Genomic DNA, 23,874 nt, shown 5'->3' with positions numbered 1-23,874 from the left:
CTCCGATCGTGTAGGTGGTTCCAACCCACAGGATCGGCCGCATGGCGGCGACTCTTTCTTTGGAACCATGGCGATCATGTCGAAAGGGGTTGCTCGACCTCCACCCCCGGGCACCTAACGATTTGCCGGAAGAACCAGAAATATGTTTTCACCTCGTTCACCTACTACGACACCCAGACCCAGATCGTGGCCCGGTGGCTCACGGAGAAGAAGGGGTTCAAGCGGATCGGCATCATCTACCAGGACGACGCCTACGGAAAGTTCTTCCTGGACACCCTGACGGCGGAACTCAAGGCCAAGGGCCTCGAGGTGGCGGTCGCGGAGTCCGTGAAGCGCGGGGCCACCGACGTGGCGCCCCAGGTGGCCAAGATCGCCCAAGCCGACCTGGACGCCTGCCTCCTGGCCCTGGTGCCGGGCCCCGGGGCACAGGTGCTCAAGGAGGCCGCCAAGATCGGTCTCAAAAAGACGAAGCTCATCTCCTCGGGGCCCCTGACCGACGAGAAGTTCCTGGTGCTCTCCGGCGGGGTCGGCGAGGGGGTCTGGGGCCTCTCGCTCTGGCCCGACCCGGTGCGGGACGAGAGCCCGGCGATGAAGGAGTACCGGGAGATCCTCCGGAAATACCGGCCCGGCCACGAGCCCAACCGGTACAACCTGTACGGGTACTTCTACACGAAGCTCTTCTGTGAGGGGCTCCAGCGGGCCGGCCGGGATCTGACCCGGGAGGGGCTCATCGCTGCCCTGGAGTCCATCCAAAACTGGGAGAACGGCATCATCCGTCCGGTGAGCTTCGGGCCCGACGACCACCTGGCCCAGGACGAGGGGTTCATGGTGGAGGTCCAGGGCGGCCGGTTTGTGCCGATCAGCGGATGGCTCGGCATCCGGGACGGCAAGCTGGTGGAGACCCCGCTCTGAGCCGGGGAGGCCACGGAACCCGGGCGGGGGCCTCGGCCCCCGCCCGGCTCGATCACGTGGGGTTCGTGGTGGCCGACCTGGAGGCCGCGGCCCAGGCCTTCGGCCGGCTGCTGGGCCCCTACGAGCCGCGAGAAATCCCCGAGGTGGGGCTCCGGGCCCGGGTGTATCTCGGGGGAACGGTGGAGGTGCTTTCGTTCCGGGGGGACGTGCCCGGCCTCGACCCCCGGGTGACCCGGCCGTGCCCCGGGCTCCACCACCTGGCCCTTCGGGTCCCGAACCTCGGGGATGCGATGGCGCGGTTCCAAGCCTCGGGCTTCGGGGTGCTCGACGGCTTCCCCCGCCCGGGACTCCACGGCTCGATCGCGTTTCTCGCGGACCCGGTGAGCGGCCGGCTCCTGGAACTCGTGGAGGGGCCCGCATGACCCGGGGCGCGAGGGCCCTGGCCCGGGCCATGGCGCCGGACCGGTGGGTCGCCACCTGGGCGGCCCGGCGGCCCCGGGGGGAGGCCCTGCGGTTCGGCGAGAGGGTCTGGACCTGGGCGGATCTCGAGGCCGAGGCGGGGGAAACCGCCCGGTGGCTCCGGTCCCTGGGCGTGGGGCCGGGGGACCGGGTGGCCTCGTTCCACCGGAACCATCCCCACGTGGTCTTCCTGTTCCTCGGCGCAAGCCGGGTCGGGGCCGTGTTCAACCCCTGGAACGCGCGGCTCGCCCCGGAAGAGACGCGCCATCGGTTCGACGACGCGGAGCCGCGCCTAGTGGTGGTGGAACCCGGCCTGCGGGAACGGTTGGCCCCCGAGGTGCTGGCCTCGGGCCGCGCCGTGGGGTTCCGAGAAGGGGCGGGGGAGGGCGGCGGAACGACGCGGGGCCCGGGAACGCCCGATGCGCCCCAGGCCCTCCTTTACACCTCGGGGACCACGGGCCGGCCCAAGGGGGCGCTGCTCCCCGTGCGGAAGGGGTTTTTCAACGCGCTGAACGCCCAGGAGTTCCTGGGCCTCGGGCCCGGGGACCGGATGCTCGTGGTGCTCCCGCTGTTCCACTCCGGCGGGCTTTTCATCCAGGTGGTGCCGGCGCTCTACGCCGGCGCGAGCGTGATCCTCCACCCCCGGTTCGACGCGGCCGCGGTGGCCCGGGACCTCCGGGAGGGGGGCATCACCCATTTCCTGGCCGTGCCCACGGTGCTCCGCCGGGTCCTGGAGGCGGGGGGCCCGGGCTGCCTTGCGGGGCTTCGGGCCTGCGGGGTGGGGGGAGAGCCGGTGCCGCCGGACCTCATCGGCGCCTGCCTGGGCGCTGGCGTGGAGATCCGCCAACTCTACGGGCAAACCGAGACCTCCATCGTGCTTTGGGCCTCGGCCGAGGATCTCCGGCAACGCCCCGGCACCCTCGGCCGGCCGGTGCGCCACGCCGAGGTGGCCTTGGGGCGGAGGGGCGAGATCCGGGTGCGGGGTCCCGCCGTGTTCCTGGAGTACTGGGGGGATCCAGGTCTCACCCGGGAGGCCCTGCGGGGGGGCTGGTTTCACACCGGGGACCTCGCCCGGGTGGACGACGGGGGCTACTGGTACCTGGCGGGCCGGGCCAAGGAGATGTACATCTCCGGCGGCGAGAACGTGTACCCGGCCGAGGTGGAGGCCGTGCTCCGGGGGCATCCGGCCGTGGCCGACGCGGCGGTCGTGGGGATGCCCGACCCCGTGTGGGGGGAGGCCGGCCGGGCCTTCGTGGAGCTTCGGCCCGGCGCCCCGGCCACCGCCGAGGAGATCCTGGCCTGGTGCGCCGGCCGTCTCGCCCGGTTCAAGTGCCCCCGGGAGATCGTGTTCCTCGACGCGCTGCCGCGCACCGAACTGGGAAAGATCCGAAAGGAGGCCCTGCGGGCCTTCGGAAAGGCGACATCTCCATGACCCGACCCGATCCCGACCCCCAGGCCGCGTGCCGGGCGATCGCCCGGGCCAGCCGGTCCGAGCCCTACGCCCGGCACATGGGCCTTCGGCTCCTCGACGTGGAACCCGGCGGGTGCCGCGTGGAGATGGTTCCCACCCCCGAGATGACCAATCTCTTCGGCACCGTGCACGGGGGGGCGCTCTTTAGCCTGTTGGACGAGGCGTTCCAGATCGCCTGCAACTCCCACGGGGTCACGGCCTTCGCCCTGAACCTCTCGGTGACCTACGTGAACGCGGCGCGGCCCGGGGAGCGGCTGGTGGCCGAGGCCCGGGAGGTGGCCCTCACCCGCCGCACCGCCACCTACCACATCCGGGTGGTGCGAGAGGACGGCGAGGTGGTGGCCGCGGCCCAGGCCCTGGCCTACCGCAAAGGCACCCCGGTGCCGTTCCTGGACGAGGAGGGGAAGGGGGACTAGCTTCTCCGGGCCGGGGCGTGAGGGTCTCGTCCTTTCGCCTCCGACCGCGAGTCCCCGGCCCCGGGCCGCAGGCAAGCGGGTCCCTCCTTCTCCCCCTCCCCCCGTCCCCCTCCCACCGGGGGAGGGAGGACCGCGTTGCCCGGCGGAAAACCGAGCGCCGTCTGTCTCCCTCCTCCCCCCGAGGGGGAGAGGGCCGGGGTGAGGGGCCCAACCCCGGGGCCCTCAGTGGACGGGGTCTTCCGGGTCCGGGGCGAGGTCGGAGTCGTCCTCCTCGGCCTCGATCCGGTACTCCTCCCGGAACCAGCGGCCGAGGTCCACGGCGCGGCACCGTTCCGAGCAGAACGGCCGGTAGGGGTTCCCCTCCCAGGGGGTCGGGGCTTTGCAGGTGGGGCAGCGCACGGTCATGGCGGCGAAGGATACCGAACCGCCCGGGGCCGAGAAAAGGGGCCGTCGTGGTTATCCCCTCCCCCTGCCCCCCTCCCACCAGGGAAAATGGAGCCGCTTTGCCCGGCGAGGAGCCGGGCGCCGTCTGTCTCCCTCTCCCCCTTGGGGGAGAGGGCCGGGGTGAGGGGGGAACCGGAACACCTCCTCCATCGCCCGGACGTGGGCCTCGAGGGAGAAGAGCCGTTCGGCCCGGGCCCGGCCGGCCCGGCCCAGGGCCGCCGCCTCGACGGGATCCCGGAGAAGATTCTCGATCGCTCCGGCCAGTTCGGCCGGATCGTCCGGGGGCACGAGCAGCCCGGTCTCCCCGTCGGCCACCACCTCCGAAAGCCCCGCCACCCGGCTCGCCACCACGGGCACCCCGCAGGCCATGGCCTCGGCCGCCACCCGGCCGAACCCCTCCCCGGGTTCCCGGGTGGGGGCCACGAGGGCCGTAAGTCGGGGGTAGAGGCCCTCGGGCCGGGGGGTCGGGGGCGCGAACTCAACCCGCCCCCCCAGGGGACGGGCCAGGGTGCGGAGTCGTTCCGTGTATTCCCCCGAGCCGGACCCCACCACCAGGAACCGGACACCGGTCACCCGCCCCGCGACGGTCCGCGCCGCCTCCAGGAACCCGTCCACCCCCTTGAGCGGGATCCACTGACCCACGAACCCCACGAGGGGCGGGGCCTCCGGCGGCCCCGCCGGCCGGAACCGTTCGAGGTCCAGGCCGTTGTAGACCACCGCGACCCGGGGGCGAACGGCCGGGGGAAACCGCTCCAGCACGCCGCGGCTCGTCGCCACGATCCGGTCCACGAGCCGGGGCAAAAGGCGGTCGAACAGGGGATCGGGCTCCCGGACCCGCACGTGCCACACGGCGCGGGCCCCGATCCCCCGGCACGCAAGGGCCGCGGCGAAGGCGCTGAGCGGCCGGTCGGCGTGCACCACGGCCGCCCCGGTTCGCCGGATCTCCCGCCGCAGAAACGAGACCCGGCGGGCGAGCCCTGCGGGACCCCGGGAGCCGGGCCCCAGGGGGCCGGACGTCCATGGAATCCCGTGGGCGTCGAGGGCCGAGGAGAGGGGCCCCGGCGCCGGCAGCGCGACCAAAGGGCGGTGACCCCGGGCCCTTAGCCCTGCCACGAGCCCCAGGAGGCTCTGCTGCCCCCCCAGGTCGGCCCGGGTCTGGTCGCTCAGGTGGAGCGAGCGGAGGGGCGGGGCCGGTCCCCGGTTGGGCGCGGGGTTCACGGTCATCGCTCGGCCCCCTCGGGTTCGTGCCGAAGGGCTCCCAAGGGGCCCGGGGCGGCGCCGAGGATCTCCAGGGCCGGGGCCAGAACCTCATCCTCCCCGATGGCCGCCAGACACCGGTGGTCGGCGCAGGCGCCCCGCCCGCAGGGCCGGCAGGAGACCGGAGGGCAGAGCACCCGGTTTTCGGACCCCAGGGGCCAGAACCGCACCGGATCGGTCGGGCCCAGGAGGGACACCGTGGGAACGCCCAGGGCCGCGGCCATGTGCAGGGGGCCGGTGTTGTTGGAGATCACGAGGTCCATGAGGCTCATGGCGTCGACGAGCCGCGAGGGGTCGAGGTCGCAGACCGCGACGCCCGTGGTGCCGGCCGCCGTCCGGACCAGGTCCCGCTCCCCGGGCGTCCCGAAGGCGAACACCCGCGCGCTGGCCCGGCGGGCCAGTTCGTCGGCCACCCGGCCGAACCGCTCGGCCGGCCAGCGCTGGCTCGGGTAGGTGCCGCCGGGCACCAGGGCGACCCGGGGCCGGGCCCGGTCCGCCGGCCCGAGACCGAGGTGCCGTTCGGCCGCCTGCCGCTCCGCCGGGCGGGGGAACAGGCGGGGAAGCCCCACAGGCACGCCGGGACAAAGGTGGTCGGCCGCCCGGGCCACCACCCGCCAGAAGTGCTCGGGGGTGCGGGCCGAGCCGAACCGGGTGCCGAAGATCCGGCCCCGGCCCCGGGTCGTGAACCCGGCCGCGGGCCACCCGAGGGCCCGGGCGATCCGCACGCCCTGGAGGTCCTCGTCGGCCGTGAGGTCCACGAAGGCGCTGCCGGCGGGGAGGACCTCCCGCAACCGCCGGGCCACGTCCTTCGGGGGGGCGCCGGCCGGAACCGAGAGGACGCGGTCCGGCCCCGGGATCCGCCCGGCCAGGGACGCGAGGCCCGGCCGGCACAGGAGCGCCACCGGCCGCCCCGCCGCGGCCAGGGCCAGGGCCTCGATCGTGGGCGAGGCCAGCACCAGATCGCCCAGGCGGTGGGGAAAGAAGACCGCCAGGCCGGCCGCCTCGGCGGGCCGCACCGGCCCGAGGCGCGGTCCCGGGGCGGCTGCCCGGGCCCGGACCCAGTGGCACAGGGGCGCGAGGCGGCGGATCACCGGACCGCCTCCGGCGCCCGGACGCGGGAGCCGATGAGGACGCGTTCGAGGACGGACGGGGCGAACAACAGGGCGGCCGCGAAGGCCAGGCGCAGGGCCGCGGCCCCCCGCCCTCCCGGGGCGGGAAGGACGGAGCCCACCGTCCAGACCGCCGCCGCCGCCAGGACGGCGCGGGCCACCGGACCCCCGAGGGTGGTCCAGGGGATCCGGGGCCCGTAGACCCGCCGGAGCCCGGCCCACAGGAACCCGGCCTGGGCCGCGACCGCGGCGGTTACGGTGGCGGACAGGGCTCCCGGAAGCCCGAACCGGGGCACCAGGAGGACCGAGCCCAGGGCGTTGGCCCCGGCGGCCAGAAGCCCGGCGCGAAGCTCGAGCCGGGGCACCTCGGAGCCCCGGAGCACCGCGCGCACGGGGGAGGTGAGGGCGGAGGCCAGGGGAAACGCGGCCAGGGCCGAGAGCACGGCGGCGGAGGCCGGGTCCCAGGCGCCGGGCCCCATCCAGAGCGTGAGGAGGGTGCCGGGCTCCAGGAGGAGCAGGAGGCCCAGGGGAAGCCCCAGGGGCACGGTGAGGCGCCAGGCCTCCTCCAGCACCCCGGCCGCACGACCTGCGTGCCGGGCGGCCGCCGCCACGGCCGGCATGGCCAGGAACCAGGGGAGCCACGCCGCCTGGAGCGGGATCTTGGCCCCCACCTCGTAGTGCCCCACGGCCGCGAGCCCCACGAAGGCCCCCAGGAGGAGCTTGTCCACCTGGCCGTTCACGAGGTCCGCCAGCGCGGTGCCCTGGAGCCGGAGGCCATAGCTCACAAGGGGCTTGAGGTCGGAAAGCCTAACCCACTGTGGCACCAGCCTTACCGATGGCACATGCTTCCGGCACAGGGCGCCGTAGGCGGCGGCGCAGAACCCGGCCTGGATGAGCGCCTCGGCCACCAGCCCGTCGAGCCCCCAGCCGGTTCGGAGCACCCAGACCGTGAGCCCCCCGTGGAGGAGCGCGGAGACCATCACGACCCGGGCGGCGGCCTCGTGGCGCTCGGCCGCCAAGAGGAGCCCCCGCCATCCGGCCGTGGCCTGGCGGACCGCGAGCACCAGGGCCACCCCGCGAAACACCCGGAGGGCCAGGGGGAGGTCGGCCGGGCCGACCCCGAGGAGGGGGAGGAGGACGGGGGCGGCCACCCAGGCCGCGGGAACCACGACCCCGAGGAACGCGAGGTAGAAGAGGGTGCCGCTCGACAGGGCCGCCCGGGCCCGGTCGGGCCGGCCGGCCCCCAGGTGGCGGCCCAGCTCCCGCACGTACGCGAAGGACACGCCGAGGTCCAGGAATCCGGCGTAGTTCACGGCCACGGCCACGAGCGACCACAGCCCGAACCGCTCCGGCCCCAGCACGCCCACCACGTAGGGGGTGAGGCCGAACCCGACCCCGGCCGACACGAGTCGGGCCCCGACGGTCCAAAGCCCCCTTCGGGCGAGCCCGCTCATCCCACGGCCCTCCGCGGCCCGAGGAGGTCGAGGGCCGCGGCCTCCACCTCCTCCACCGAAAGGGCGGTGAGGCACCGGCGGTCGGGGCAGCTCCGGCGGGGCGGGTAGCAGGGCCGGCAGGGGAGGGGCCGGGAGAGCACCCGGTGCCCGTCCCCCCAGGGGCCGAACCGGGCCTCGTGGGTCGGGCCGAACAGGGCCACCGTGGGCTTTCCCACGGCCGCGGCCAGGTGCATGGGGCCCGAGTCGTTGGTGACCAGGAGGTCGAGGCGGGCAAGGAGCGCCGCGGCCACCCGGATCGGCACCGGGGGGATCACGGGCCCCTCGGCAAGGGCCGCCACCTGGTCCTCCTCGCCGGGGCCGGCGAGCCAGGCCACGGAGCAGCCCTGGGCCGCGAGGCGCCGGGCGAGCGCCCGGAACCGCTCGCCCGGCCAGCGCTTGAAGGCGAGGCCCGCCCCGCACCCGGCCTGGAGGGCCACCCGGGGCCCGGGGCCCCAGTGCCGGAAAAGCACGGTCTCCGCCTGGGCCCTGTCGTCCTCCGTGGTCCAGACCTCGGGATCGGGGACCTCCCGGTCCGGGGCGAAGGGGGCCACGATCCGCAGGTTCGCCGGCACCTCGTGGATCCGGAAGTCCGGCGCCACCGGGTGGGTGAACCCCGGACCCTCCCCGGCCGTGGCCCGGGCCCCCGCGAGCCGGGCGATCCACCGGGCCTTGGCCGGGTTGTGCCCCGTGGCCACGAACAAGAGATCCGGCCGGGGGCGCCGCAGCCAGGGGATCAGGCGCGGGAGGTCCCGCCCGCTCCGGTAGCGGAAGGCCCGGCCGGCGAAGGGGGCGCGCTCCACCACGGACCAGGCGGCTTCCGAGGCCACCACCGCGTCGATCCGGGCCCCCGGGTGGGCCCGGGCCAGGGCCTTCAGGGCCGGGGTCAGGAGCACCATGTTCCCGATGCCCCCGAGCATCACGGCGACGATCCGGGTCACGGCCGGTCCTCCCGCAGCGCGAGCCGCCGCCGGGCCGCCACCTCCAGGGCCGAAACCAGCCCGGCCACGCCGAGAACCTGGACGAGCAGCACCGCCGCCGGCCCCCCCTCGGCCCGGGGCAGGGCCACGGCCGCGAGCCCCACGGTGGCCGCGAAGGCGTGGATGAACACCACGGTCGCGGTGCGGCTTCCGAACACCGCGGCCAGGCGGTGGTGGATGTGGTCGGTGCCGGCGTAGGCCAGAAGCTCCCCTAGGGTCGAGACCTTCCCCGTGGCGAACCGCTCGACGCTGGTGTAGGCCAGGTCGAACAGCGGCACGAAGAACACGAGCACCGGGACGCAGGCCGACACGAGGGGGCGGGCCGGGGACCAGTCGCCCACGATGGCCAGGGCCCCCAGGGTGAACCCGAGGAACGTGGATCCCGAGTCCCCCAGGAAAATGAGGGCCGGCCGGCCGGGCCGCCAGTTGGCCGGGAGGAACCCCAGGGCGGCCCCGGCCAGGGCCGCCGTGGCGACCCCGAGGCCGGGGGTGCCGGTGCGCCAGGCGAGCACCCCCAGGACCCCGGCCGCGATGACGCCCAGGCCTCCGGCCAGGCCGTCCATCCCGTCGAGGAAGTTGAAGGCGTTGGTGACGGCCAGCATCCAAAGGAAGGTGAGGGGGACGTCCACGGCCCACCACCAGGCGGCCGCCTTGGGGGGCACGAGCTTCACCACCACCCCGGCCTGGACCAGGATGCCCACGGCCACGGCCTGCACGAGGAGCCGGAGGCCCGCGGGAAGCCCCCGGGCGTCGTCGGCCGCGCCCAGGGCGAAGATGACCGCCGCCGCGAACACCACCCCCCGGACGGCCGGGGCGAATCCCCCGCCGGCCCAGAGGGCGGCGAGGAAGGCGAGGAACACGGCGACCCCGCCCAGCCGGGGGGTGGGCGTGCGGTGGATCCGGCGGGGCCCGGGTTTGTCCACGGCGCCCATGCCCCGGGCGAGGCGGCCCGCCAGGGGAATGAGGAGCCGCCCGAGCCCCCCGGCCAGGACCAGGGCGGCGAGCCACCCCGGTGCCCCCGCGAACCGGAGCCCCAGGCCCGCCCCCGCCACCCCGGCCCCCCAGGCCAGCGCGCTTCGATCCTCGGCCCTCATGCCGCCACCTCCTGGAGCCCGGGTTCGGTTCCGTCGAGCACGTTGATGAAGAGCCGCAGGCACACGAACCCCTCGGCGTAGCGCACCCGGCCCTGGACCCCCCGGAAATGGGCCGAGGACCGGGCCACCTCGAGGATGCTCACCCCCTCGCAGTTCGTGCGCATCACCTGGGAGGCGTGGCACTCGAGCAGCCGGAGCTTCTCGGCGAACACCGGCTCGATGTCCACGAACACGGTGGGGTTGAAGTCCCGGGTGGTGGGCACCTCGTAGAACAGGACGTTTCGGATGTACCGGGTGGCCGACAGCGTGGCCTCGGCCAGCGTGCGGTGATCCTGGTGGGTGTCCTCGAAGTAGTTCACGAAGATGAAGTCGGGCCGCACCCGCTTGAGGGCCCCCTCGATCTTCTGGATCACCTCGTTGTACGCAAGGGGCAGCTCCGTGTCGGCGTACCCGCCCCACAGGAGCTCCCGGGCCCCGAGGGCCCGGGCCGCGGCCTCCTGCTCGGCCCGCCGGGTGCCGGCGTCGCCGCCCCGGTCGCCGCCGGTGAGCACCATGAGGTAGACGTCGTGCCCCCCCCGGGCGTATTTGGCCAGGGTTCCCCCGCAGCCGATCTCGATGTCGTCGGGGTGGGCCCCGATGGCGAGGATCCTCATGCCGCGCTCCTTTCCGGGGTTTCGAGCCCGCGCTGGAACAAGAGGTCGATGGCCGAGAGCCCAGGGATGGGCTCGCCCTGGACCTGGGGGTACACGGGGGGGGGTGAAGGCCTGGAACTCCACCCGCACCCCGGCGGCCTCGTACCGCCCCAGGTCCATGTAGTTCCGGCCCCCGGCGCCGGCCAGGTAGGTGTGGGCCCCCACGGCCTCGCAGATCGCCAGGATCCGGTTGTCCGCGCCCGTGGGCAGGGGGCCCAGGTCCGAGGCCACCCGGGTGGGGGTGGTGATGCCCAGGGCCCGGGCCATGGCGCGGGTCACGGCCACGTTGAGCTCCCACAGGTGGGACCAGGGTCGGCGCAGCAGCGGTTCGAGCCATCCCATGACCTCGGGGTACCCCGGGCAGCGCTTGTAGTTGGCCTCGAGGGTGCGCAGGTGCCGTTCGGCCCAGCCCCGGGAGGCGTCGATGCGCACGTCCCGGATGAGCGGGCGGCCCCCGCCGTGGACCGGCACCGTGAGCCACTGCCACCCCTGCCAGGTGCGGATCCGGTTCCGGTTCTGCCACTCCCGGGGCACGAACTGCACGTTGTCGAGGAACACGAAGAGATCGGCCCGGGCCATCTTGTCGAACAACCCCGGCCAGGGCAGGTACTGGGGCTGGTGCACGGCGACGATCATGGAACGACTCCTTTCGCTCCCTGTTGGGGAATCAGGACCGCTTCGGCGGCGCGGCCGGGACGAGGACGGGGTTCGTGAGGGCCCGGAGGGCGCCCGGCCCTTCAAGCCGAAGCCGCACGGGCTGGGGCGAGGGCGCGGGGGGCAGGGGGAGGGTCACCTCGGCCGGAACCCGCACCCGGGCGCGCGCCACCGGCCGGCCGGCCGCCACCAGGGTCAGGGCGGCCTCGAGGCCGGGGCTGCCCTCGATCCGGACCCGGACCGAGGCGCCGTCGGGGGCGGGGGAGAACCAGGCGACGTGGGCCTCCCGGTGCGGTTCCCGCCGGGCCACGGTGAACCGGCCGGCCGCCAGGGCCTCCCGGAGCGCGGGCCAGGAGGCCTCGGCCGCGTCGACCAGGAGCACGATCTCCCCCAGCCAACCGGCCCGGCCGTCCCGGTGGAGGTCCTGGCCGGCGAACCCCCAGGGCGGGGCCTCTCCGGCCGCGGCGCTCCGGGTTGCGGCGGCGTCCCAGGGCCCCCCGGGGTCGGCCGAGGGGGAGGGCCCGGCCACCAGGGCCTCGAACCCGTGGGTCCCGCGGGTCGCCACCAGGGCCTCGGGGTAGGGCTCGTCCCGGAGCGTGGCCGAGGCGAGCCCCTCCCCGACCCGCTCGTCGGCCGGCGCCGCGTCCGGGTGGGCCCAGACGACCAGGGCGCCGTGGGCCCGGCCGTGGTCGATCACGGCCTGGTACGGGGCCCACCCGGCCCGCACGGCCGCCGGCCCCTGCACCGGCCAGGGAACCGCCGGGGTGAGGGCGAGGTGCCCCAGGCCGAGGAGGTTCACCGCGGCCAGGCCGGCGGCCCACCTGCGCTCCCCCGGGCGCCGGGCCGAGGCCCAGAGCCCCAGGGAGACAAGAAGCCCGAGGCCGGCCCCGACCAGGGGCCCCCAGGGGAGTCGGTCCCACCGGACCCGCCCCGTGTTCCCCGGGACCGGGAGGTCCTCCCAGGCCTCGGGATCCGCCAGGCCGTAGAGCAGCAGGTGCCGCCTCCAGCCCCGGAGCGCGAGGTCGCCCGGAAGCCCCTCCCACCGGGCGTGGGCCGACACCTCAGCCCCGGGCACCAGCAGGACCCCGGTCGCCCGGGTCGCGGCCGCGACCTCGGCCAGGTAGGCGGCCGGGCCGCGGGCGAGGACGCTCGGCCGGTCCACCCGCCAGGCCAGGAGGTGCTCGAAGGGCGGCACGCCCCACACGGCCCGCACCAGGTCGTGGTCGGCCAGGAGCACGGCGTCCACGCCGCGCTCGGCGGCCAACCGGCCGATCTCCTCGGGGGTGTGGGCCCCGCCGGACCAGACCGTGTGCACGTGGGCGGCCACCACGAGCGGCCGGGCCGCCGCCGGAGCGGCCGCCAGGAGGACCAGGGCCCCCAGCGCGACCCGGATCACGGTCCCACCCCCTGGGGGCACACGGCCCCCAGCCGGGCCCGCGCCTCTTCGAGCAGATCGTCGAGGAGGGCGAGCATGGTTTCCAGGCTGAACCCCTCGGCCCGCTTCCGGCCGGCCTCCCCCATCCGGGCCCGCAGGCCGGGATCCCGGCGGAGCCGCTCGAGGGCCCGGGACAGGGCCCCGGGGTTCTCCGGGGGCACCAGGAACCCCGTTTCCCCGTGGGCCACCACGTCGGCGAGGCCCGACACCCGCGCCGCCACCACGGGCCGGCCCGCGGCCATGGCCTCCACGGCCGCCCGGCCCATGCCCTCGTTGCGGGACGGCATGGCGAGCACGTCCACCGCCGCCAAAAACCCCGGGACGTCGTCGCGCCAGCCCAGGAGGTGGAGCCGATGGCCCACCCCGAGTTCGGCCGCCAGGCGCTCGAGGGCCGGCTTCTCCTCCCCCTCCCCGAGCACTGCGGCGTGGACGTCCTCCGGCAGGTGGGAGAGGGCCCGCACCAGCAGGTCGTGGCCCTTGAGCGGGATGAGCCGGCCCACCGACCCCACCAGGAAGGCGTCGGGGGGAAGGCCCAGGCTCGCCCGGGACGCGGCCCGGGGAGGCCGGGACCGGAACCGGTCCAGGGGCACCCCGCTCGGCACCACCCGGAACTGGTCCGACCGTCCCACCCCCCGGCGGAGGTGGTCGGCCTTCTCCCGGGGGGTCAGGGCCACGAGGCGGTCGGCCAGGGGGGCCAGGGCCCGCTCCACCCAGAGGAACGCGGCCGAGGCGAGGCGGCTTCCGTACCCCTCGTACACGTGGCCGTGGAAGGTGTGGATCACCCAGGGCACGCCCGCGAGGCGCCCGGCCAGGCGGCCCAGCACCCCGGCCTTGCTGGTGTGGGTGTGGAGGACATGGGGCCCGATCCGGCGGAGGCGCCGCCAGAGGTCCAGGAGGGCCGCCAGGTCTTGGGCGGGCCGAACCGCGCGCACGAGGGCGGGGCTCGTCTCGCGGCGGACCCCGGCCCGCCGGGCCGCCTCGAGTTCCGCCTCCAGCGCCGCCCGCTCCCGGGGACCCATGGCGGATTCGTGGCTCGGCCCGGCCACCAGCCACACCCGGTGCCCGGAGCGGGCCTGGTGTACCGCCGTGCGAAGGGTGTTCTCGGCCGATCCCCCCCGGTCCAGGCGGGTCACCGCGTGGCAGATCCGCAACTCGGTCACGGCGATTCCTCCTCGCCCCTCTTGGGCTCCATGGCCACCACGCAGGCGGCGGCGAAGAGATAGGGCTCCATCACCCGGATGAGGATGAAGGTGTTGGCCCCCAGGGCGTGGACCCCGAGGCCCCATGTGGCCGCGAGAAACCCGAGCCCCAGGCCGCGGCGGAGGGGTTCGGGGCTTTGCACGGCCGCCCGGCCCCGCCCCCGCAGGGACCCCAGGATCCACAGGAAGGCCCCCAGACCCAGGAGTCCCGTGTCGGCCAGGAGCTTCACGTACTGGGCGTCCACGAAGCCGTACCCCGTGACCCCGTGTCCGAGGAGCGGGTGGCGCAGGGCGTCTCGGGCCACCTGGACCCAGCTTTCGATCCGGGCCGAGGTGGAGGCGTCCAGGGTGACCCCGGCCACCGTCACCTGGGGCTGGGAGCTTCGTTCCCGGACCGTGTGGAGCACCCGCTCCTTGACCGCCGGGGGCGGGAAGGCCACCAGGGCGGCGGCGGCGAGCAGGCACGCCCCGGCCACCCAGAGCCGCCGCCGGCTGTGGCGCACGAACACCCCGGCGGCCGCGACGGCGGCGAGCCAGGAGGAGCGGGAAAGGGTCAGAAGCAGGGTCACGCCGAAGAGCCCGAGGAGCCACGGCCCCCACCGGGCCCAGGGCCGGCCGGCCTCCAGCCAGAGCCCGGCGGCGAGGCACCCGGCGAGAACCACGTAGGCCCCCAGGGTGTTGGGTTCCGGATCCCCCTCAAAGGGGGCGCTGATCCGTCCCCCGGCCGGGACCTGGGTGAGGGCCCACAGGCACACCACCGCGGCCACGGCGAAAAAGAGGCCCAGAAACCGCCCGGCCCGGCCGGGCCGGGAGAGGGGCTCCAGGCTCAGGGCGAACACCAGGAAATACTCGGCGTATTTGAGGACGAAAAGGGTGCCGGTGAGGGGCCGGACCCGGCCGGCCGCCAGACCCGCGGCCGTGGACACGGCGCACACGGCCAGGTACGCGAGCACGGGCCGGGCCACCGCGGTCGGCATCCGGAACCGGGCGGCCCGGTCCACGGCCATGCGGGCCAACCGGCCCACGCAGTACCCGGCCACGACGAGGTCGTCCAGGCGGATCGTCACGGCCCGGCCGGTCTCCAGCCCACCGGAAGCCCCCGGCCGGAGCGGGATCTCGGGCGAAAGCAGCATGGCCGCGAGGAGGAGGGCGAGCCCCGCCTCGGCCGACCCGAACCCCACTGCGGCCACCGCGAGCCCCAGGAGGGCCGCCGTGCCGGCCAGGGGGGCCAGGCCGCAGGCGGCCCCGAGGACGGCCGCGGTCACGAGGACCCAGGGCCCGGCCGGCCGGGACGGGGCAAGCGCGACCGCCCTCACGGCGCCCCTCCCCAGGGGCCCAGCCGCCCGGTGACCCAGAGGGCGCTTCCCACCGTGGCCGTGGTGAGGGCACCGGCCACGGCCCAGGCGGCCCGGCGGGCCAGCGGGCGCTGGGCGGCCCGGCCCGCCCGGGCGCGCCACAGGGCGCCGGAGACCCGGCCCCCGGCGCCGCCCCAGAGCTCCGCCGCCTCCCGGAGGGGGGCCGCGGGCAGGGGCGCGGGCGGGCACGCCAGGACCAGACCGTCCAGAACCGGCGCGACTCCTATGGCGGGGGTCGCCGGCACGATGCCGGGAAGGGCGACGAACACCGCCTCGAACCGATCCCGGAGGCCCGCCAGGGCCCGCCGAACCTCCGGGGTCGCGAGGAACTCGTTTCCGGACGCGGGCCGGGCGCCGGCCGGCACCACCCACAGCCCGTCGAGAGCGGGGCAGGTGGTCAGGTGGCCGGTGTCGATCGGCCCCAGGAGGAGGTCGGAGGGGCCGTACAGGACGTCGTCGGGGCCGGCCGTGCCGCCGGCAAGTTCGGCCAGGCCGGGCACGTCGGCAAGGCCCAGGGCCGCCGAGAGCCAGGGCGTCTCGAACGAGGCGTCCACCAGGGCCACCCCGCGGCCGCTCAGAGACGCGGCCAGGGCGAGCTCCAGGGCGGCCGGGTCCCGGTGGGCCGAAAGGAGGGGCGCCACCCCGATCAGGCCGTTCCCGGGGGCCCCGCCCCCGGTCACCCGGGAGCAGGCCCGCCGCAGACCGTGGACCCGCGGGGTGTCGCCGGCCGAGAACTCCTCGAGCAGGGTGGGCCACAGGGGTTCGGGGGGTGCGGGCAGCACGGCGAGCACGGGCGCGCCCACGAGCTCAGTGAGGTGCTCGTCCTCCTCCACCCGGTGGCCGAAGCTCTCGGCGCCCAGGACCCAGAACACCCCCAGGAGGAGCCCCACGATCCCCCCGCCGGCCACGGGCAGCATCGGGTTCTTCCCGTTCACCGGTTCCGTGGGCGGGAAGGCCGGCCGCACCAGGGCCACCTCCTGCACGGGCTCGGCCTCCCGGATGAGGGCCTCCTGGTGCTTGGAAGCGAGGAGGCTGTAGAGCTCCTCCTCCACCTTCACCTCCCGCTCGAGGCGCGCGAGCCCCAGCGCGGCCGCCGGAAGGCCGGACAGGCGGTCCCCGAGGGCGTCGAGGCGGCGGCGGACCTCGGCGCGCCGGGTTTCGAGGGCGTCACGGACCTGGGCCACGGCCCCTTCGAGGGCCTCGCGGGCCTCCCGGATCCGGTCCTCCAGTTCCCGCACCTGAGGATGCTCCGGGGTATAGCGCTCCAGGAGCCGGGCCCGGAGTTCCTCCAGATCAACCAGGGTCTGGGCCCTGGCCCGGACGGTGGGGTTCTCGGCGTCGGCCGTCCCCCGGAGCCCCTGAAGGGCCGCCTCGATCTGGTCCAGTTCGAGCCGCAGCCGGGCCTCCTCCTCGAGGTCGTGGTCCAGCCGGATGCCCGGGTCCATGACCCCGGTGCGTTGCCGGTAAGCCCGCAGTTCCTCCTCGGCCCTCCGGAGCCGCTCGGCGGTGGCCCGGCGCTGGGCCTCGATGAACTCCCGGGCCGCCCGGACCCGCCGGGTTTTCTGGCGGGCGTTGAGGTCCCGGTACGCGGCCACCAGGTGGTTCGCCAGGGCGGCCGCGCCCTCCGGGCTTTGGTCCTGCACCCGCACGTCGATGAGGCTCGTGGCCCCTCGGCGTTGGGCCGAGACCCGTCCCGACAGGTCCTCGAGCACGGCCACGTGGGACGGGGCCGCCGCAAGTGCCTCGTCGTCCAGTTCCGGGGGCACGAGGCCCGCCCGGCGGGCCGCCTCGGCGAGCACCGGGAACGACGCGATCACGGCGGCCTGGCTTTCGATCTCGTCGGCGGCCGACCAGGACACCGTCTCCAGGAAGAGCCCCACGGGGGTGCTCTCCCGCTCGTACCGGACCGTGGCGACCGCCTCGAACACCGGGGGCGGGGCCGTCATCCGGGCCGAGAACCCCGCCGCCGCGGCGGCCACCCCGGCGCTCGCCGCCAGGGCGAGGGCTCGGCGCCGGAGGATCCGCACGAGGCGGGGCAGGTCGAGATCCAGGGTGCGCATCGCTACTCCGTGAGGTTCCGGGTGTTCAGGCCGGTGCCGCTGGTGAGATTGAGCACCTCCAGGGTGGGCCGGATCTGCTCGAGGAACGCGTTCCAGTCGCCGGCCCGGGAACGGCCCACGTACACCACGTCGCCGGGCTCCAGGAGCGGCCCCGGGGAACCGAGCCGCACGGGGATCGCCCGGGCGCCCTCCGGCCCGGGGCGCAGCACCGCCACCAGATCGCGCCGGGCCCGGGGGCCGAACCCCCCGGCCTGGGCGACCGCCTGGAGCACGTCCGTGGGGCGCTCCAGGGGATAGGTGCCCTGGCGCTCCACCTCGCCGATCACGTAGAACCGGGCCGGCCCCTCCGGCGCCACCGCGATCTGGTCGCCCGCGTCGAGCACCAGCCGTCCCGCTCCCGTCGGGTCCAGGGCTTCGGCCAGGGGGATGCGCCACGTCACATCACCGCGGCGCACCGTGACGAGCCCCCGCTCGGGTCCCGCGTACCGGCCGGCCAGGAAGGGGCCGAGCCGCGTGAGGCCGTCCAGCGCCACGACCTGGGCGCCGTCGGGAAGCCGCAGGGTCACCCGGTGGGCCCGGGGTTCCGCGAGCCGCAGGGATACCGTGGGATCCCGCAGGAGGCGCGACAGGCGGGCCTCGACCTCCGCCCGGACCTCGGTCAGGGTGCGGCCCCCGGCCTTGAGGCGGCCCACGTGGGGCAGGGCCAGGTACCCGTCGGCCTCCACGGGGAACTGCCGCACCGGCAGCTCGGGTTCCCCCAGGAACACGAGCTCGACCCGGTCGCCCGGGCCCAGGCGGTACTCGCAGCGGCCCTCGCGGCAGGCAAACACCCGGTTTTCCGCCGGATCGGGGGGCAGGGGAGGGGAGGGCGGCGGCTCCGGGGTGTGCGGCGGTGCGGTCACCTCGGCCGGGGGCGCGGCCGGAAGCTCCACCACCGGCGGCGGCGCCAGGGCGCAGCCCCCCAGGACGAGGGCCACCGCGGCCAGGCCCCTCACGGTTCCACCTCCGGCCCCAGGGCCCCGACGAGCCGGGCCGCCCGCAGGAGGGCCACCAGGGGGGCGGACCCGCGCGCCCCTTGGGAAGAGGAGCGAAACCTCTGCTCCGGAACGAGGGTTCGAAACACAAAGTTCATCTTGTTTCGAAGGCCGGCGTGGCCCCGCAGGTGGGCCCCCGCGACCCGGACCCTGTCGCGGCGGCCGGGCAGGCACCCGTCCCGCAGGAGCCGGAGCACCGCCGGCAGCGCGGCGGCCGTGACGCCGCCCCAGCCCGTGTCCTGGGCGAGGAGGGCGGCGCGGTCCAGGGCGCCGCGTCCCCAGCGGGCCTCGAACCAGGCCAGGTCCACCAGCCGCACCAGGGGGCGCAGGAGGTGGCCGGGGCGGGTGAGGTGCTCGAGCAGCAGCGCCCCGTGGACCTCGGGAGGGGGTTCCCAGACCGGGCTCCCGAGCAGTTCGGCGCGGGCGGCGTCCCGCCACGGATCCGGGCCCCGGCCGGCGTGGGCCAGGGGCACCGTGGCGTTCACGAGGTCCCAGTGGAGGTGCACGGCGAAGGCGCCCTCGGGGTCCCGGTAGAGGGTCGAGGGCAGGGGGGAGCCCGGGGGCCGGGCGTCCGGCACGGTTTCCCCGAGGGGCCGGAGCCCAAGGGCGGCGAGGACCTCGTGGGCCCGGGCCCGTTGTCCGGGGGGCACCAGCAGGTCGGCGTCGTTCATGGGCCGCAGGTGGGCGGCCGGGTACACCCGGTGGGCGAGCCACACCCCTTTGAGGGGCATCACGTCCACCCCGGCCCGGCCCAGGGCCTCCAGGGCCCGGGCGAGCTGCCCGGTCTGGAACGCCTCGGCCGCCGCGGCGCGAAGCGCCTCCCGCTCCAGTCCGGGGGGGAGGGGGCCGGCGGGGGCCAGGCGGTGGGCCAGAAGGGGGGCGAGGCGTTCGCGCCGGGCGGCCGGGGCCCACCGGGCCACCTCTTCGGGAGGAGGGGGTTCCGGCGGGTCGGCCGGCAGGCACCACCGGACCCAGGCCGGGGCGGTCTTGGGCGCCGGGCCCGGCAGGCGCAACCGGGCCCTTCTCGGCCCGGGCAAGTCCTCCAGGCGCCCGTCCCGGACCCGCCACTGGGCCACCCCCAGAACCCTCCCGGCGGAAACCGGTTCGGCCGGCCCGGCCTGGGCGTCGCCCCGCACCCAGAGGGTGCCGCCCGATCGGCGAAGCACCCGGTGAAGCACCGGCACCGGGCCGGCCAGGAGCGCCACCTGCCCCGGCCTGGGTTCCCCTTCGGCCGGCGGCCGGACGAACACCCGGTCGCCCGCCAGGAGGCAGGGCGCCATGGAGCCCCCCCGGACCAGGACCACCCGATCGGGCAGGGGCGCTCGGCTCATGCGGCCTCCCTCGGGAACAGGGTGTCGAGGCACGCCGGATGGGGGAAGAATCCCACCTCCTCCGGCGGGATCCGGGTCACGATCTGGTGGAGGGCCTCGAGGGCCCACGCGGTCCGCACGGGGTCCCAGTGGGGCAGGAACACGCAGGGCAAGAGCCGCGCCAGGGCGGTGTCGGGGTCGGGGGGGCGGCGGTAGGGCACCCGGGACTGGGTCAGGAGGTGGAGCGCCCCGAGCGGCGCGCCGCCCCCCAGGGCCCGGCCGGCCGTGCCGTGCCACGGGGTGCCGTGGCACCACACCGCGTCCTCCCGGACCCGGAGAACGACCCGGTCGTCGCTCAGCACCGGCGCGCTCCGGGCCGAGGCCCACAGGGTGGCCATGGTGGACTTCCCGGTGCCCGAAACCCCCGTGAATCCCAGGGCCCGGCCCCCCTGCACCACGGCCGAGGCGTGGAGGAGCACCCCGCCCAGGTCGGGGAGGAGGTGCACGAACAGGAGCTCGTCCAGCGGGTAGTCGAGCACCGGGGCCTCGGGGTCCAGCCCGTACACCCGCACCTCCCGGAACGTCTCGGAGATCCAGGCCGTACCGGGCCCCTCGGCCGGGCGAAAGAGAAACCCGTCGCCCGCCTCCCAGAGGCTCCAGGTCTCGTCGCTCCGGAACCGGAGCGTCCCCGAAACGGGGGGGGGCGGGCCGGGCAGGGCGGTGACCGCCACGTCCGGGGGCGCGTCCTCCCGCTCCACCCGGAACGGCCCGTACGCTGGCCGAGCCAGGGGGAGCCCGCCGTCCCGCCGTTCCACCCCGACCACCACGTCCCCGATCCGAAACCGCGCCGCCGGCGTCATGACCCGAGCCTCTGCTTGCACCAGGGGTGCAGGCACCACTTCCGGCCCCGGGCCGGCTGCCACCGCTGGGTCTTGCAGGCGGCCAGCACGGCCTCCTCCACGGCCAGCTCCACCCGTCGAATCTCCGGCTTGGCGTAAGGTTTCCGGTTCACGCGCACTTCCTCCCGAAGGCTTCGGCGCGGCCGTGGGCCAGGGAGCACAGGTACTCGACCCTGGCGTTCCACCGGCCGTGCTCGAGAAAGGCCCAGGCGGGGCAGTGGTCGCACAGGTTCCCCAGGTCGCAGGCCCCGCACTCGGGATTTCCGGGGGGCAGGAGGTCCAGCATCCGGGGAATGTCGCGCTCCCACGCGGCCCGAAACCCTCCCTCCAGCGCCGATACCCCCACCCCCGGGAGCAACAGGCAGGGGGTCACGGCCCCCTCCGCCGTGAGGTGGAACGCCGTGCGGCCGGCGCCGCATCCCAGGCCGTTCGGTCCGGCGCCCCCCGAGGGAAGGGCGCAGGCCTCCCGCCAGGCCTCGCTCCGGTCGGAGAACCGGGCCTCGACGGCCAAAACCTCCTCGGGGGAGAGCCGCTCGCCCAGGGGCTGGGCGGCGCCGTCGAGGCGCGGGTTGATCGCGGGGTCGAACCGAAACCCCACGCCCAGGTCCCGGGCCCAGGTCGCCATCGCGTCCAGTTCGGGCGCCGTGGCGCGGGTGAGGACCGTTTTGAGCGTGACGGGGAGTCCCTCGGCCACGGCCGCCTCCACGTGGGCCCGGACCGCGGGCCAGGCGTCGGGCCGCCCGGTGGCCCGGCCGTAGCCGTGTTCCGACACCCCGTACACCGAGATCTCGATCGAGGCCGGGGCCCGGTACGCCAGGACCTCGCGCACCCGGCGGTCCAGCAGAAACCCGTTGGTGAACAGGGTCACCAGGAAGCCCCGCTCCACGGCGTGGAGGTAGATCCGCTCGAACCCCGGATGGGCCAGGGGTTCCCCGCCCGTGAGGGTGAGCCACAGGCAGCCGGCCTCCGCCAGCTCGTCCAGGAGCCCGAGGATCTGGGGCGTCGTCAGCTCGGCGCCCGGGGTGGCCTCGGGGCAGTAGCAGTGGGGGCAGGAGAAGGGGCAGGCCCGGGTGAGCTCGAAGGTGCCCTCCACGGGTACCCGGTGTTCCCAGAACTCGTCGGCCGTTTCCTGGGCCCACAGGGTCAGGGGAACGGTGGGGGTCATTCCGTGACCTCCAGCACCCCCGCCGCGATCCCGTCGGCCAGAAACCCGAGCACGTCGGCCCGCAGAATGAGCCGGTCGGCCTCGTACTCGGCCAGCAACGCGTCCACGATCTCGTCCACGCACCGGGCCGTGGGCAGGAGTTCCCAGATCCGGGCGGCCACCTCGTTCAGGGTGAACACCGACCCGAGCTCGGAAGCCCTGCGCGCGGTGGGCACGAGGACCATCTGGGATCCCACCCGGCGCGCGGCCACGTGGCGGGACGGGCGGGGAAGGGGGATCGGATCCAACCGGATCAAGGTCTGCATGGTACGTCTCCTTCGGGGGGTGGGAGGCCTCAGTGGGGCTCCCCCGGGCGGGGGTCTTGGAGAACCTCGGCGATCCGCAGCGACGGGTGGCGCAGGAGATCGACGTTCCGGGTCCCCCCGGACTCCCACGCCCGGACCACGGGCCGAAGCGGCGCCGACGGCCGCACCTCCCACACGGTGCCCGTGCGGCCGTCGCTCAAACGCACGCGGGTCGTGGGAGGAAACGGGGTCAGCTCCCGCACCAGGGCGCGGACGGGTCGGGGATCCAGCCGGCTGCGAAGCCGCTTGGCCAGGGCCTCCACCGCCTCATGGGCCGGGATGGCCGGCCGGTGGGGCCGGGGATGCACCATGGCCTCGAACGTGTCGGCCACGGCGATAATCTTGGCTTCCAAAGAGATGGCGTCGCCGCGCAGTCGCCGGGGATAGCCGCTGCCGTCCTCGCGCTCGTGCTCCTCGAAGGCCGCGCGGGCCGCCGGTTCGGCCCTGGGCCCCAGATTCCGCAACAGCCGGAACCCCAGGGAGGGGTGCCCCTCGACCACGCGGCGCTCCCCCTCGGAAAACGCCGAGGGCTTGAGCACCACGTCCTCGGGCAGGGCCGCCATCCCGAGGTCGTGGGCCGCGGCCGCGAGCGCCACGTTGACCCGGGACGCCTCGTCGAGCCCCATGGCCCGGGCGATCGTGAGGCTCAGAACGGTGACGTTGGCCGAGTGGCGGGCGATCAACTCCTCCGGGGAATAGGGCTCCAGGCTCTTCCGGAGGAGGGCTCCGTCCGGGTCGCCCGTCCGGGCCCACCGGCACACCGTGCCCACGATCCGCCCGAGCCGCACCCGGGAGCGCCTCCGGATCCCGTCCGCCACGCGGGCCAGCCCCTCCACCAACTCCTCGTAAAGCGACTCGCCGGATCCCACGGGCGGCACCCCGCCCCGGAGCTCCAGGGCGGTCGCGGCGCTTCCGTTGCCCACCAGATCGATCATGCGCACGACACCACCTCCTCGTCGGCGAAGGCCACGTGGGCCTCCTCCACGAAGGGCGCCCGCTCCAGGTACGCCCGCAGCAGGGCGAGATCGCACAGGGTATTGATGTCGCGGGGGACGCCCCTGGACAGCCGGTAGACGGCCGCTAGGGCGCGCGGCCGGAACATGCACCGGGTGGCGCCCGCCCGCTTGAGCCGCGTGAGCACGTACCGCACGGTTTCGTCCTGGGTCAGGGGGCCGAGCCGGGCGCGGATGCCGATGCGCTGGTGGAGCTGGGGCAGGGCCCGGATGCGGTTGAGGACCTCGGGCTGGCCCAGGAGGACCACCGTGAGCAGGAACCGGTCGTCCAGTTGGTGGTTCAGAAGGAGGCGCAGTTCCTCCAGCGTCTCGAGCCCCTGAATCGCCTGGGCCTCGTCCACCACGAGAAGGCTCTCGACCCCCCGCCGGTGGTTCTGGAGCAGGCGCGCGCGGACCTGCCCGAGGAGCTCGTCCTTCGAGTCTCCGCGGGGAGCCTCGCCCCACTGCCGCAACACCTCCCGGAGGAACCCCACCGGATCGAGGCTCGGATGCACGAGCAGGGCCACGTCGTAGGCTCCCGGGGACAGGGTGGCCAGATACCGTCGGCACAGCAGGGTCTTGCCACACCCCACGTCGCCCACCACGAGCACGGCACCCTTGCGCCGGCTCACGGCGTACTGGACCCGGGCCAGGCATTCCCGGTGGACCTCCGAGGCGTAGAAGAACCGGGGGTCCGGGACGTTCTCGAACGGCGGGGCATGCAGGTTCCAATAGGTCTCGTACATGGGGCCCTTCCCGGTATTGCGGGGTCCGACGCGTCGGGCTCACGGATCGGCGGGGGCGCAAAGAGACTTTAGGGTTTTTTCACACATTGCCACCGCAAAGTTTCACACCTCAACGCCGACCTTGTGTTTCTTTGGAATTTCAGGCGGTTTCGAGATGCCATCGTCACATAGTGCGCAATTCGGTAATTTCTCCCGTTTGTCTGTAGTTGTTGCATACCCAAGAACCCACCGTTCAGACCATCGCAACTAGGTTCCCCCTGAACCCGAGGACACTCGTCACGTCGCCGAACCCTGGCCGCGGCGAACCCCGGCGGCCCCCGAACCGTCGTCAAGGACGCGCCCGGCAAAAAGCCCCGG

The 23,874-nt window shown here is 75.2% G+C and carries 23 protein-coding genes; 4 read left to right on the top strand and 19 right to left on the bottom strand.

The window, feature by feature from the left end; genetic code table 11:
- The 4 genes from ACY0I8_RS04040 to ACY0I8_RS04025 all read left to right on the top strand — a co-directional run.
- The coding region (locus ACY0I8_RS04040; protein WP_461393685.1) for an ABC transporter substrate-binding protein at positions 1-912 on the top strand (912 nt) is incomplete at its 5' end.
- Positions 913-968: 56 nt separating this feature from the next.
- Positions 969-1,334: a VOC family protein gene (locus tag ACY0I8_RS04035; protein ID WP_461393684.1), complete on the top strand. Its 366-nt coding sequence runs from the start codon at positions 969-971 to the stop codon at positions 1,332-1,334.
- Entirely contained in the window at positions 1,331-2,803 is a 1,473-nt protein-coding gene (locus ACY0I8_RS04030; protein ID WP_461393683.1) for a class I adenylate-forming enzyme family protein, read from the top strand. Before ACY0I8_RS04035 ends, ACY0I8_RS04030 begins: the two co-directional genes overlap by 4 nt.
- The gene (locus ACY0I8_RS04025) at positions 2,800-3,258 is read left to right on the top strand and encodes a PaaI family thioesterase (RefSeq protein WP_461393682.1); all 459 of its coding nucleotides are present in this window, start codon (positions 2,800-2,802) and stop codon (positions 3,256-3,258) included. Before ACY0I8_RS04030 ends, ACY0I8_RS04025 begins: the two co-directional genes overlap by 4 nt.
- A 222-nt stretch (positions 3,259-3,480) precedes the next feature.
- Here ACY0I8_RS04025 and ACY0I8_RS04020 read toward each other — a convergent pair whose 3' ends face one another.
- The 19 genes from ACY0I8_RS04020 to ACY0I8_RS03930 are packed head-to-tail and all read right to left on the bottom strand — an operon-like array spanning position 3,481 to position 23,517.
- Complete coding sequence (locus ACY0I8_RS04020) at positions 3,481-3,663, bottom strand: DNA gyrase inhibitor YacG (protein WP_461393681.1); 183 nt, start codon at positions 3,661-3,663, stop codon at positions 3,481-3,483.
- A gap of 51 nt (positions 3,664-3,714) precedes the next feature.
- Positions 3,715-4,926, bottom strand: coding sequence for a glycosyltransferase family 4 protein (locus ACY0I8_RS04015; protein ID WP_461393680.1), 1,212 nt, complete (start codon positions 4,924-4,926; stop codon positions 3,715-3,717).
- Positions 4,923-6,050, bottom strand: coding sequence for a glycosyltransferase family 9 protein (locus ACY0I8_RS04010; RefSeq protein WP_461393679.1), 1,128 nt, complete (start codon positions 6,048-6,050; stop codon positions 4,923-4,925). The genes ACY0I8_RS04015 and ACY0I8_RS04010 overlap by 4 nt, the downstream gene beginning before the upstream one ends.
- Complete coding sequence (locus ACY0I8_RS04005) at positions 6,047-7,522, bottom strand: oligosaccharide flippase family protein (protein ID WP_461393678.1); 1,476 nt, start codon at positions 7,520-7,522, stop codon at positions 6,047-6,049. The genes ACY0I8_RS04010 and ACY0I8_RS04005 overlap by 4 nt, the downstream gene beginning before the upstream one ends.
- On the bottom strand, positions 7,519-8,499 hold the full coding sequence (locus ACY0I8_RS04000) for a glycosyltransferase family 9 protein (protein WP_461393677.1): 981 nt from the start codon (positions 8,497-8,499) through the stop codon (positions 7,519-7,521). The genes ACY0I8_RS04005 and ACY0I8_RS04000 overlap by 4 nt, the downstream gene beginning before the upstream one ends.
- A complete protein-coding gene (locus tag ACY0I8_RS03995; protein WP_461393676.1) occupies positions 8,496-9,632 on the bottom strand; it encodes a glycosyltransferase family 4 protein in 1,137 nt (378 codons plus the stop codon). Before ACY0I8_RS03995 ends, ACY0I8_RS04000 begins: the two co-directional genes overlap by 4 nt.
- On the bottom strand, positions 9,629-10,960 hold the full coding sequence (locus tag ACY0I8_RS03990) for a WbqC family protein (protein WP_461393675.1): 1,332 nt from the start codon (positions 10,958-10,960) through the stop codon (positions 9,629-9,631). The genes ACY0I8_RS03995 and ACY0I8_RS03990 overlap by 4 nt, the downstream gene beginning before the upstream one ends.
- 31 nt (positions 10,961-10,991) lie before the next feature.
- Positions 10,992-12,374, bottom strand: coding sequence for a hypothetical protein (locus ACY0I8_RS03985; RefSeq protein ID WP_461393674.1), 1,383 nt, complete (start codon positions 12,372-12,374; stop codon positions 10,992-10,994).
- Positions 12,371-13,573, bottom strand: a complete 1,203-nt coding sequence (locus ACY0I8_RS03980; protein ID WP_461393673.1) for a glycosyltransferase family 4 protein — start codon at positions 13,571-13,573, stop codon at positions 12,371-12,373. Before ACY0I8_RS03980 ends, ACY0I8_RS03985 begins: the two co-directional genes overlap by 4 nt.
- A complete protein-coding gene (locus tag ACY0I8_RS03975) occupies positions 13,570-14,928 on the bottom strand; it encodes an O-antigen ligase family protein (RefSeq protein WP_461393672.1) in 1,359 nt (452 codons plus the stop codon). Before ACY0I8_RS03975 ends, ACY0I8_RS03980 begins: the two co-directional genes overlap by 4 nt.
- Positions 14,925-17,027, bottom strand: a complete 2,103-nt coding sequence (locus ACY0I8_RS03970; protein WP_461393671.1) for a GumC family protein — start codon at positions 17,025-17,027, stop codon at positions 14,925-14,927. Before ACY0I8_RS03970 ends, ACY0I8_RS03975 begins: the two co-directional genes overlap by 4 nt.
- A 2-nt stretch (positions 17,028-17,029) precedes the next feature.
- Positions 17,030-18,022: a polysaccharide biosynthesis/export family protein gene (locus tag ACY0I8_RS03965; protein WP_461393670.1), complete on the bottom strand. Its 993-nt coding sequence runs from the start codon at positions 18,020-18,022 to the stop codon at positions 17,030-17,032.
- Positions 18,019-19,392, bottom strand: coding sequence for a nucleotidyltransferase family protein (locus ACY0I8_RS03960; protein ID WP_461393669.1), 1,374 nt, complete (start codon positions 19,390-19,392; stop codon positions 18,019-18,021). The genes ACY0I8_RS03965 and ACY0I8_RS03960 overlap by 4 nt, the downstream gene beginning before the upstream one ends.
- Positions 19,389-20,231 (bottom strand): hypothetical protein, encoded by an 843-nt coding sequence (locus ACY0I8_RS03955; protein WP_461393668.1) that lies wholly within the window; start codon positions 20,229-20,231, stop codon positions 19,389-19,391. Before ACY0I8_RS03955 ends, ACY0I8_RS03960 begins: the two co-directional genes overlap by 4 nt.
- Positions 20,228-20,383 (bottom strand): hypothetical protein, encoded by a 156-nt coding sequence (locus ACY0I8_RS03950; protein ID WP_461393667.1) that lies wholly within the window; start codon positions 20,381-20,383, stop codon positions 20,228-20,230. The genes ACY0I8_RS03955 and ACY0I8_RS03950 overlap by 4 nt, the downstream gene beginning before the upstream one ends.
- Positions 20,380-21,435 carry a radical SAM protein gene (locus ACY0I8_RS03945; RefSeq protein WP_461393666.1) on the bottom strand — a complete coding sequence of 352 codons (1,056 nt, stop codon included), beginning with the start codon at positions 21,433-21,435 and terminating at the stop codon, positions 20,380-20,382. The genes ACY0I8_RS03950 and ACY0I8_RS03945 overlap by 4 nt, the downstream gene beginning before the upstream one ends.
- Positions 21,432-21,740: a PqqD family protein gene (locus ACY0I8_RS03940; protein ID WP_459939911.1), complete on the bottom strand. Its 309-nt coding sequence runs from the start codon at positions 21,738-21,740 to the stop codon at positions 21,432-21,434. The genes ACY0I8_RS03945 and ACY0I8_RS03940 overlap by 4 nt, the downstream gene beginning before the upstream one ends.
- Positions 21,741-21,769: 29 nt before the next feature.
- Positions 21,770-22,714 carry an HD-GYP domain-containing protein gene (locus tag ACY0I8_RS03935; protein ID WP_461393686.1) on the bottom strand — a complete coding sequence of 315 codons (945 nt, stop codon included), beginning with the start codon at positions 22,712-22,714 and terminating at the stop codon, positions 21,770-21,772.
- The gene (locus ACY0I8_RS03930) at positions 22,711-23,517 is read right to left on the bottom strand and encodes an ExeA family protein (protein WP_461393665.1); all 807 of its coding nucleotides are present in this window, start codon (positions 23,515-23,517) and stop codon (positions 22,711-22,713) included. Before ACY0I8_RS03930 ends, ACY0I8_RS03935 begins: the two co-directional genes overlap by 4 nt.
- Positions 23,518-23,874: the final 357 nt, after the last annotated feature.

Source organism: Deferrisoma sp. (assembly GCF_054681715.1).
The sequence above is the reverse complement of the archived record's forward strand: the minus strand, read 5'-3'. Positions and strand labels throughout refer to the sequence as shown.

What these genes read in the sequence shown, in the direction of transcription:
- ACY0I8_RS03960 (WP_461393669.1), bottom strand. Translation starts at nt 19,392, where the DNA reads ATGAGCCGAGCGCCCCTGCCCGATCGGGTGGTCCTGGTCCGGGGGGGC.
- ACY0I8_RS03945 (WP_461393666.1), bottom strand. Translation starts at nt 21,435, where the DNA reads ATGACCCCCACCGTTCCCCTGACCCTGTGGGCCCAGGAAACGGCCGAC.
- ACY0I8_RS04025 (WP_461393682.1), top strand. Translation starts at nt 2,800, where the DNA reads ATGACCCGACCCGATCCCGACCCCCAGGCCGCGTGCCGGGCGATCGCC.
- ACY0I8_RS03940 (WP_459939911.1), bottom strand. Translation starts at nt 21,740, where the DNA reads ATGCAGACCTTGATCCGGTTGGATCCGATCCCCCTTCCCCGCCCGTCC.
- ACY0I8_RS03935 (WP_461393686.1), bottom strand. Translation starts at nt 22,714, where the DNA reads ATGATCGATCTGGTGGGCAACGGAAGCGCCGCGACCGCCCTGGAGCTC.
- ACY0I8_RS04020 (WP_461393681.1), bottom strand. Translation starts at nt 3,663, where the DNA reads ATGACCGTGCGCTGCCCCACCTGCAAAGCCCCGACCCCCTGGGAGGGG.
- ACY0I8_RS03990 (WP_461393675.1), bottom strand. Translation starts at nt 10,960, where the DNA reads ATGATCGTCGCCGTGCACCAGCCCCAGTACCTGCCCTGGCCGGGGTTG.
- ACY0I8_RS04030 (WP_461393683.1), top strand. Translation starts at nt 1,331, where the DNA reads ATGACCCGGGGCGCGAGGGCCCTGGCCCGGGCCATGGCGCCGGACCGG.
- ACY0I8_RS03930 (WP_461393665.1), bottom strand. Translation starts at nt 23,517, where the DNA reads ATGTACGAGACCTATTGGAACCTGCATGCCCCGCCGTTCGAGAACGTC.
- ACY0I8_RS03955 (WP_461393668.1), bottom strand. Translation starts at nt 20,231, where the DNA reads ATGACGCCGGCGGCGCGGTTTCGGATCGGGGACGTGGTGGTCGGGGTG.
- ACY0I8_RS03970 (WP_461393671.1), bottom strand. Translation starts at nt 17,027, where the DNA reads ATGCGCACCCTGGATCTCGACCTGCCCCGCCTCGTGCGGATCCTCCGG.
- ACY0I8_RS03995 (WP_461393676.1), bottom strand. Translation starts at nt 9,632, where the DNA reads ATGAGGGCCGAGGATCGAAGCGCGCTGGCCTGGGGGGCCGGGGTGGCG.
- ACY0I8_RS04015 (WP_461393680.1), bottom strand. Translation starts at nt 4,926, where the DNA reads ATGACCGTGAACCCCGCGCCCAACCGGGGACCGGCCCCGCCCCTCCGC.
- ACY0I8_RS04005 (WP_461393678.1), bottom strand. Translation starts at nt 7,522, where the DNA reads ATGAGCGGGCTCGCCCGAAGGGGGCTTTGGACCGTCGGGGCCCGACTC.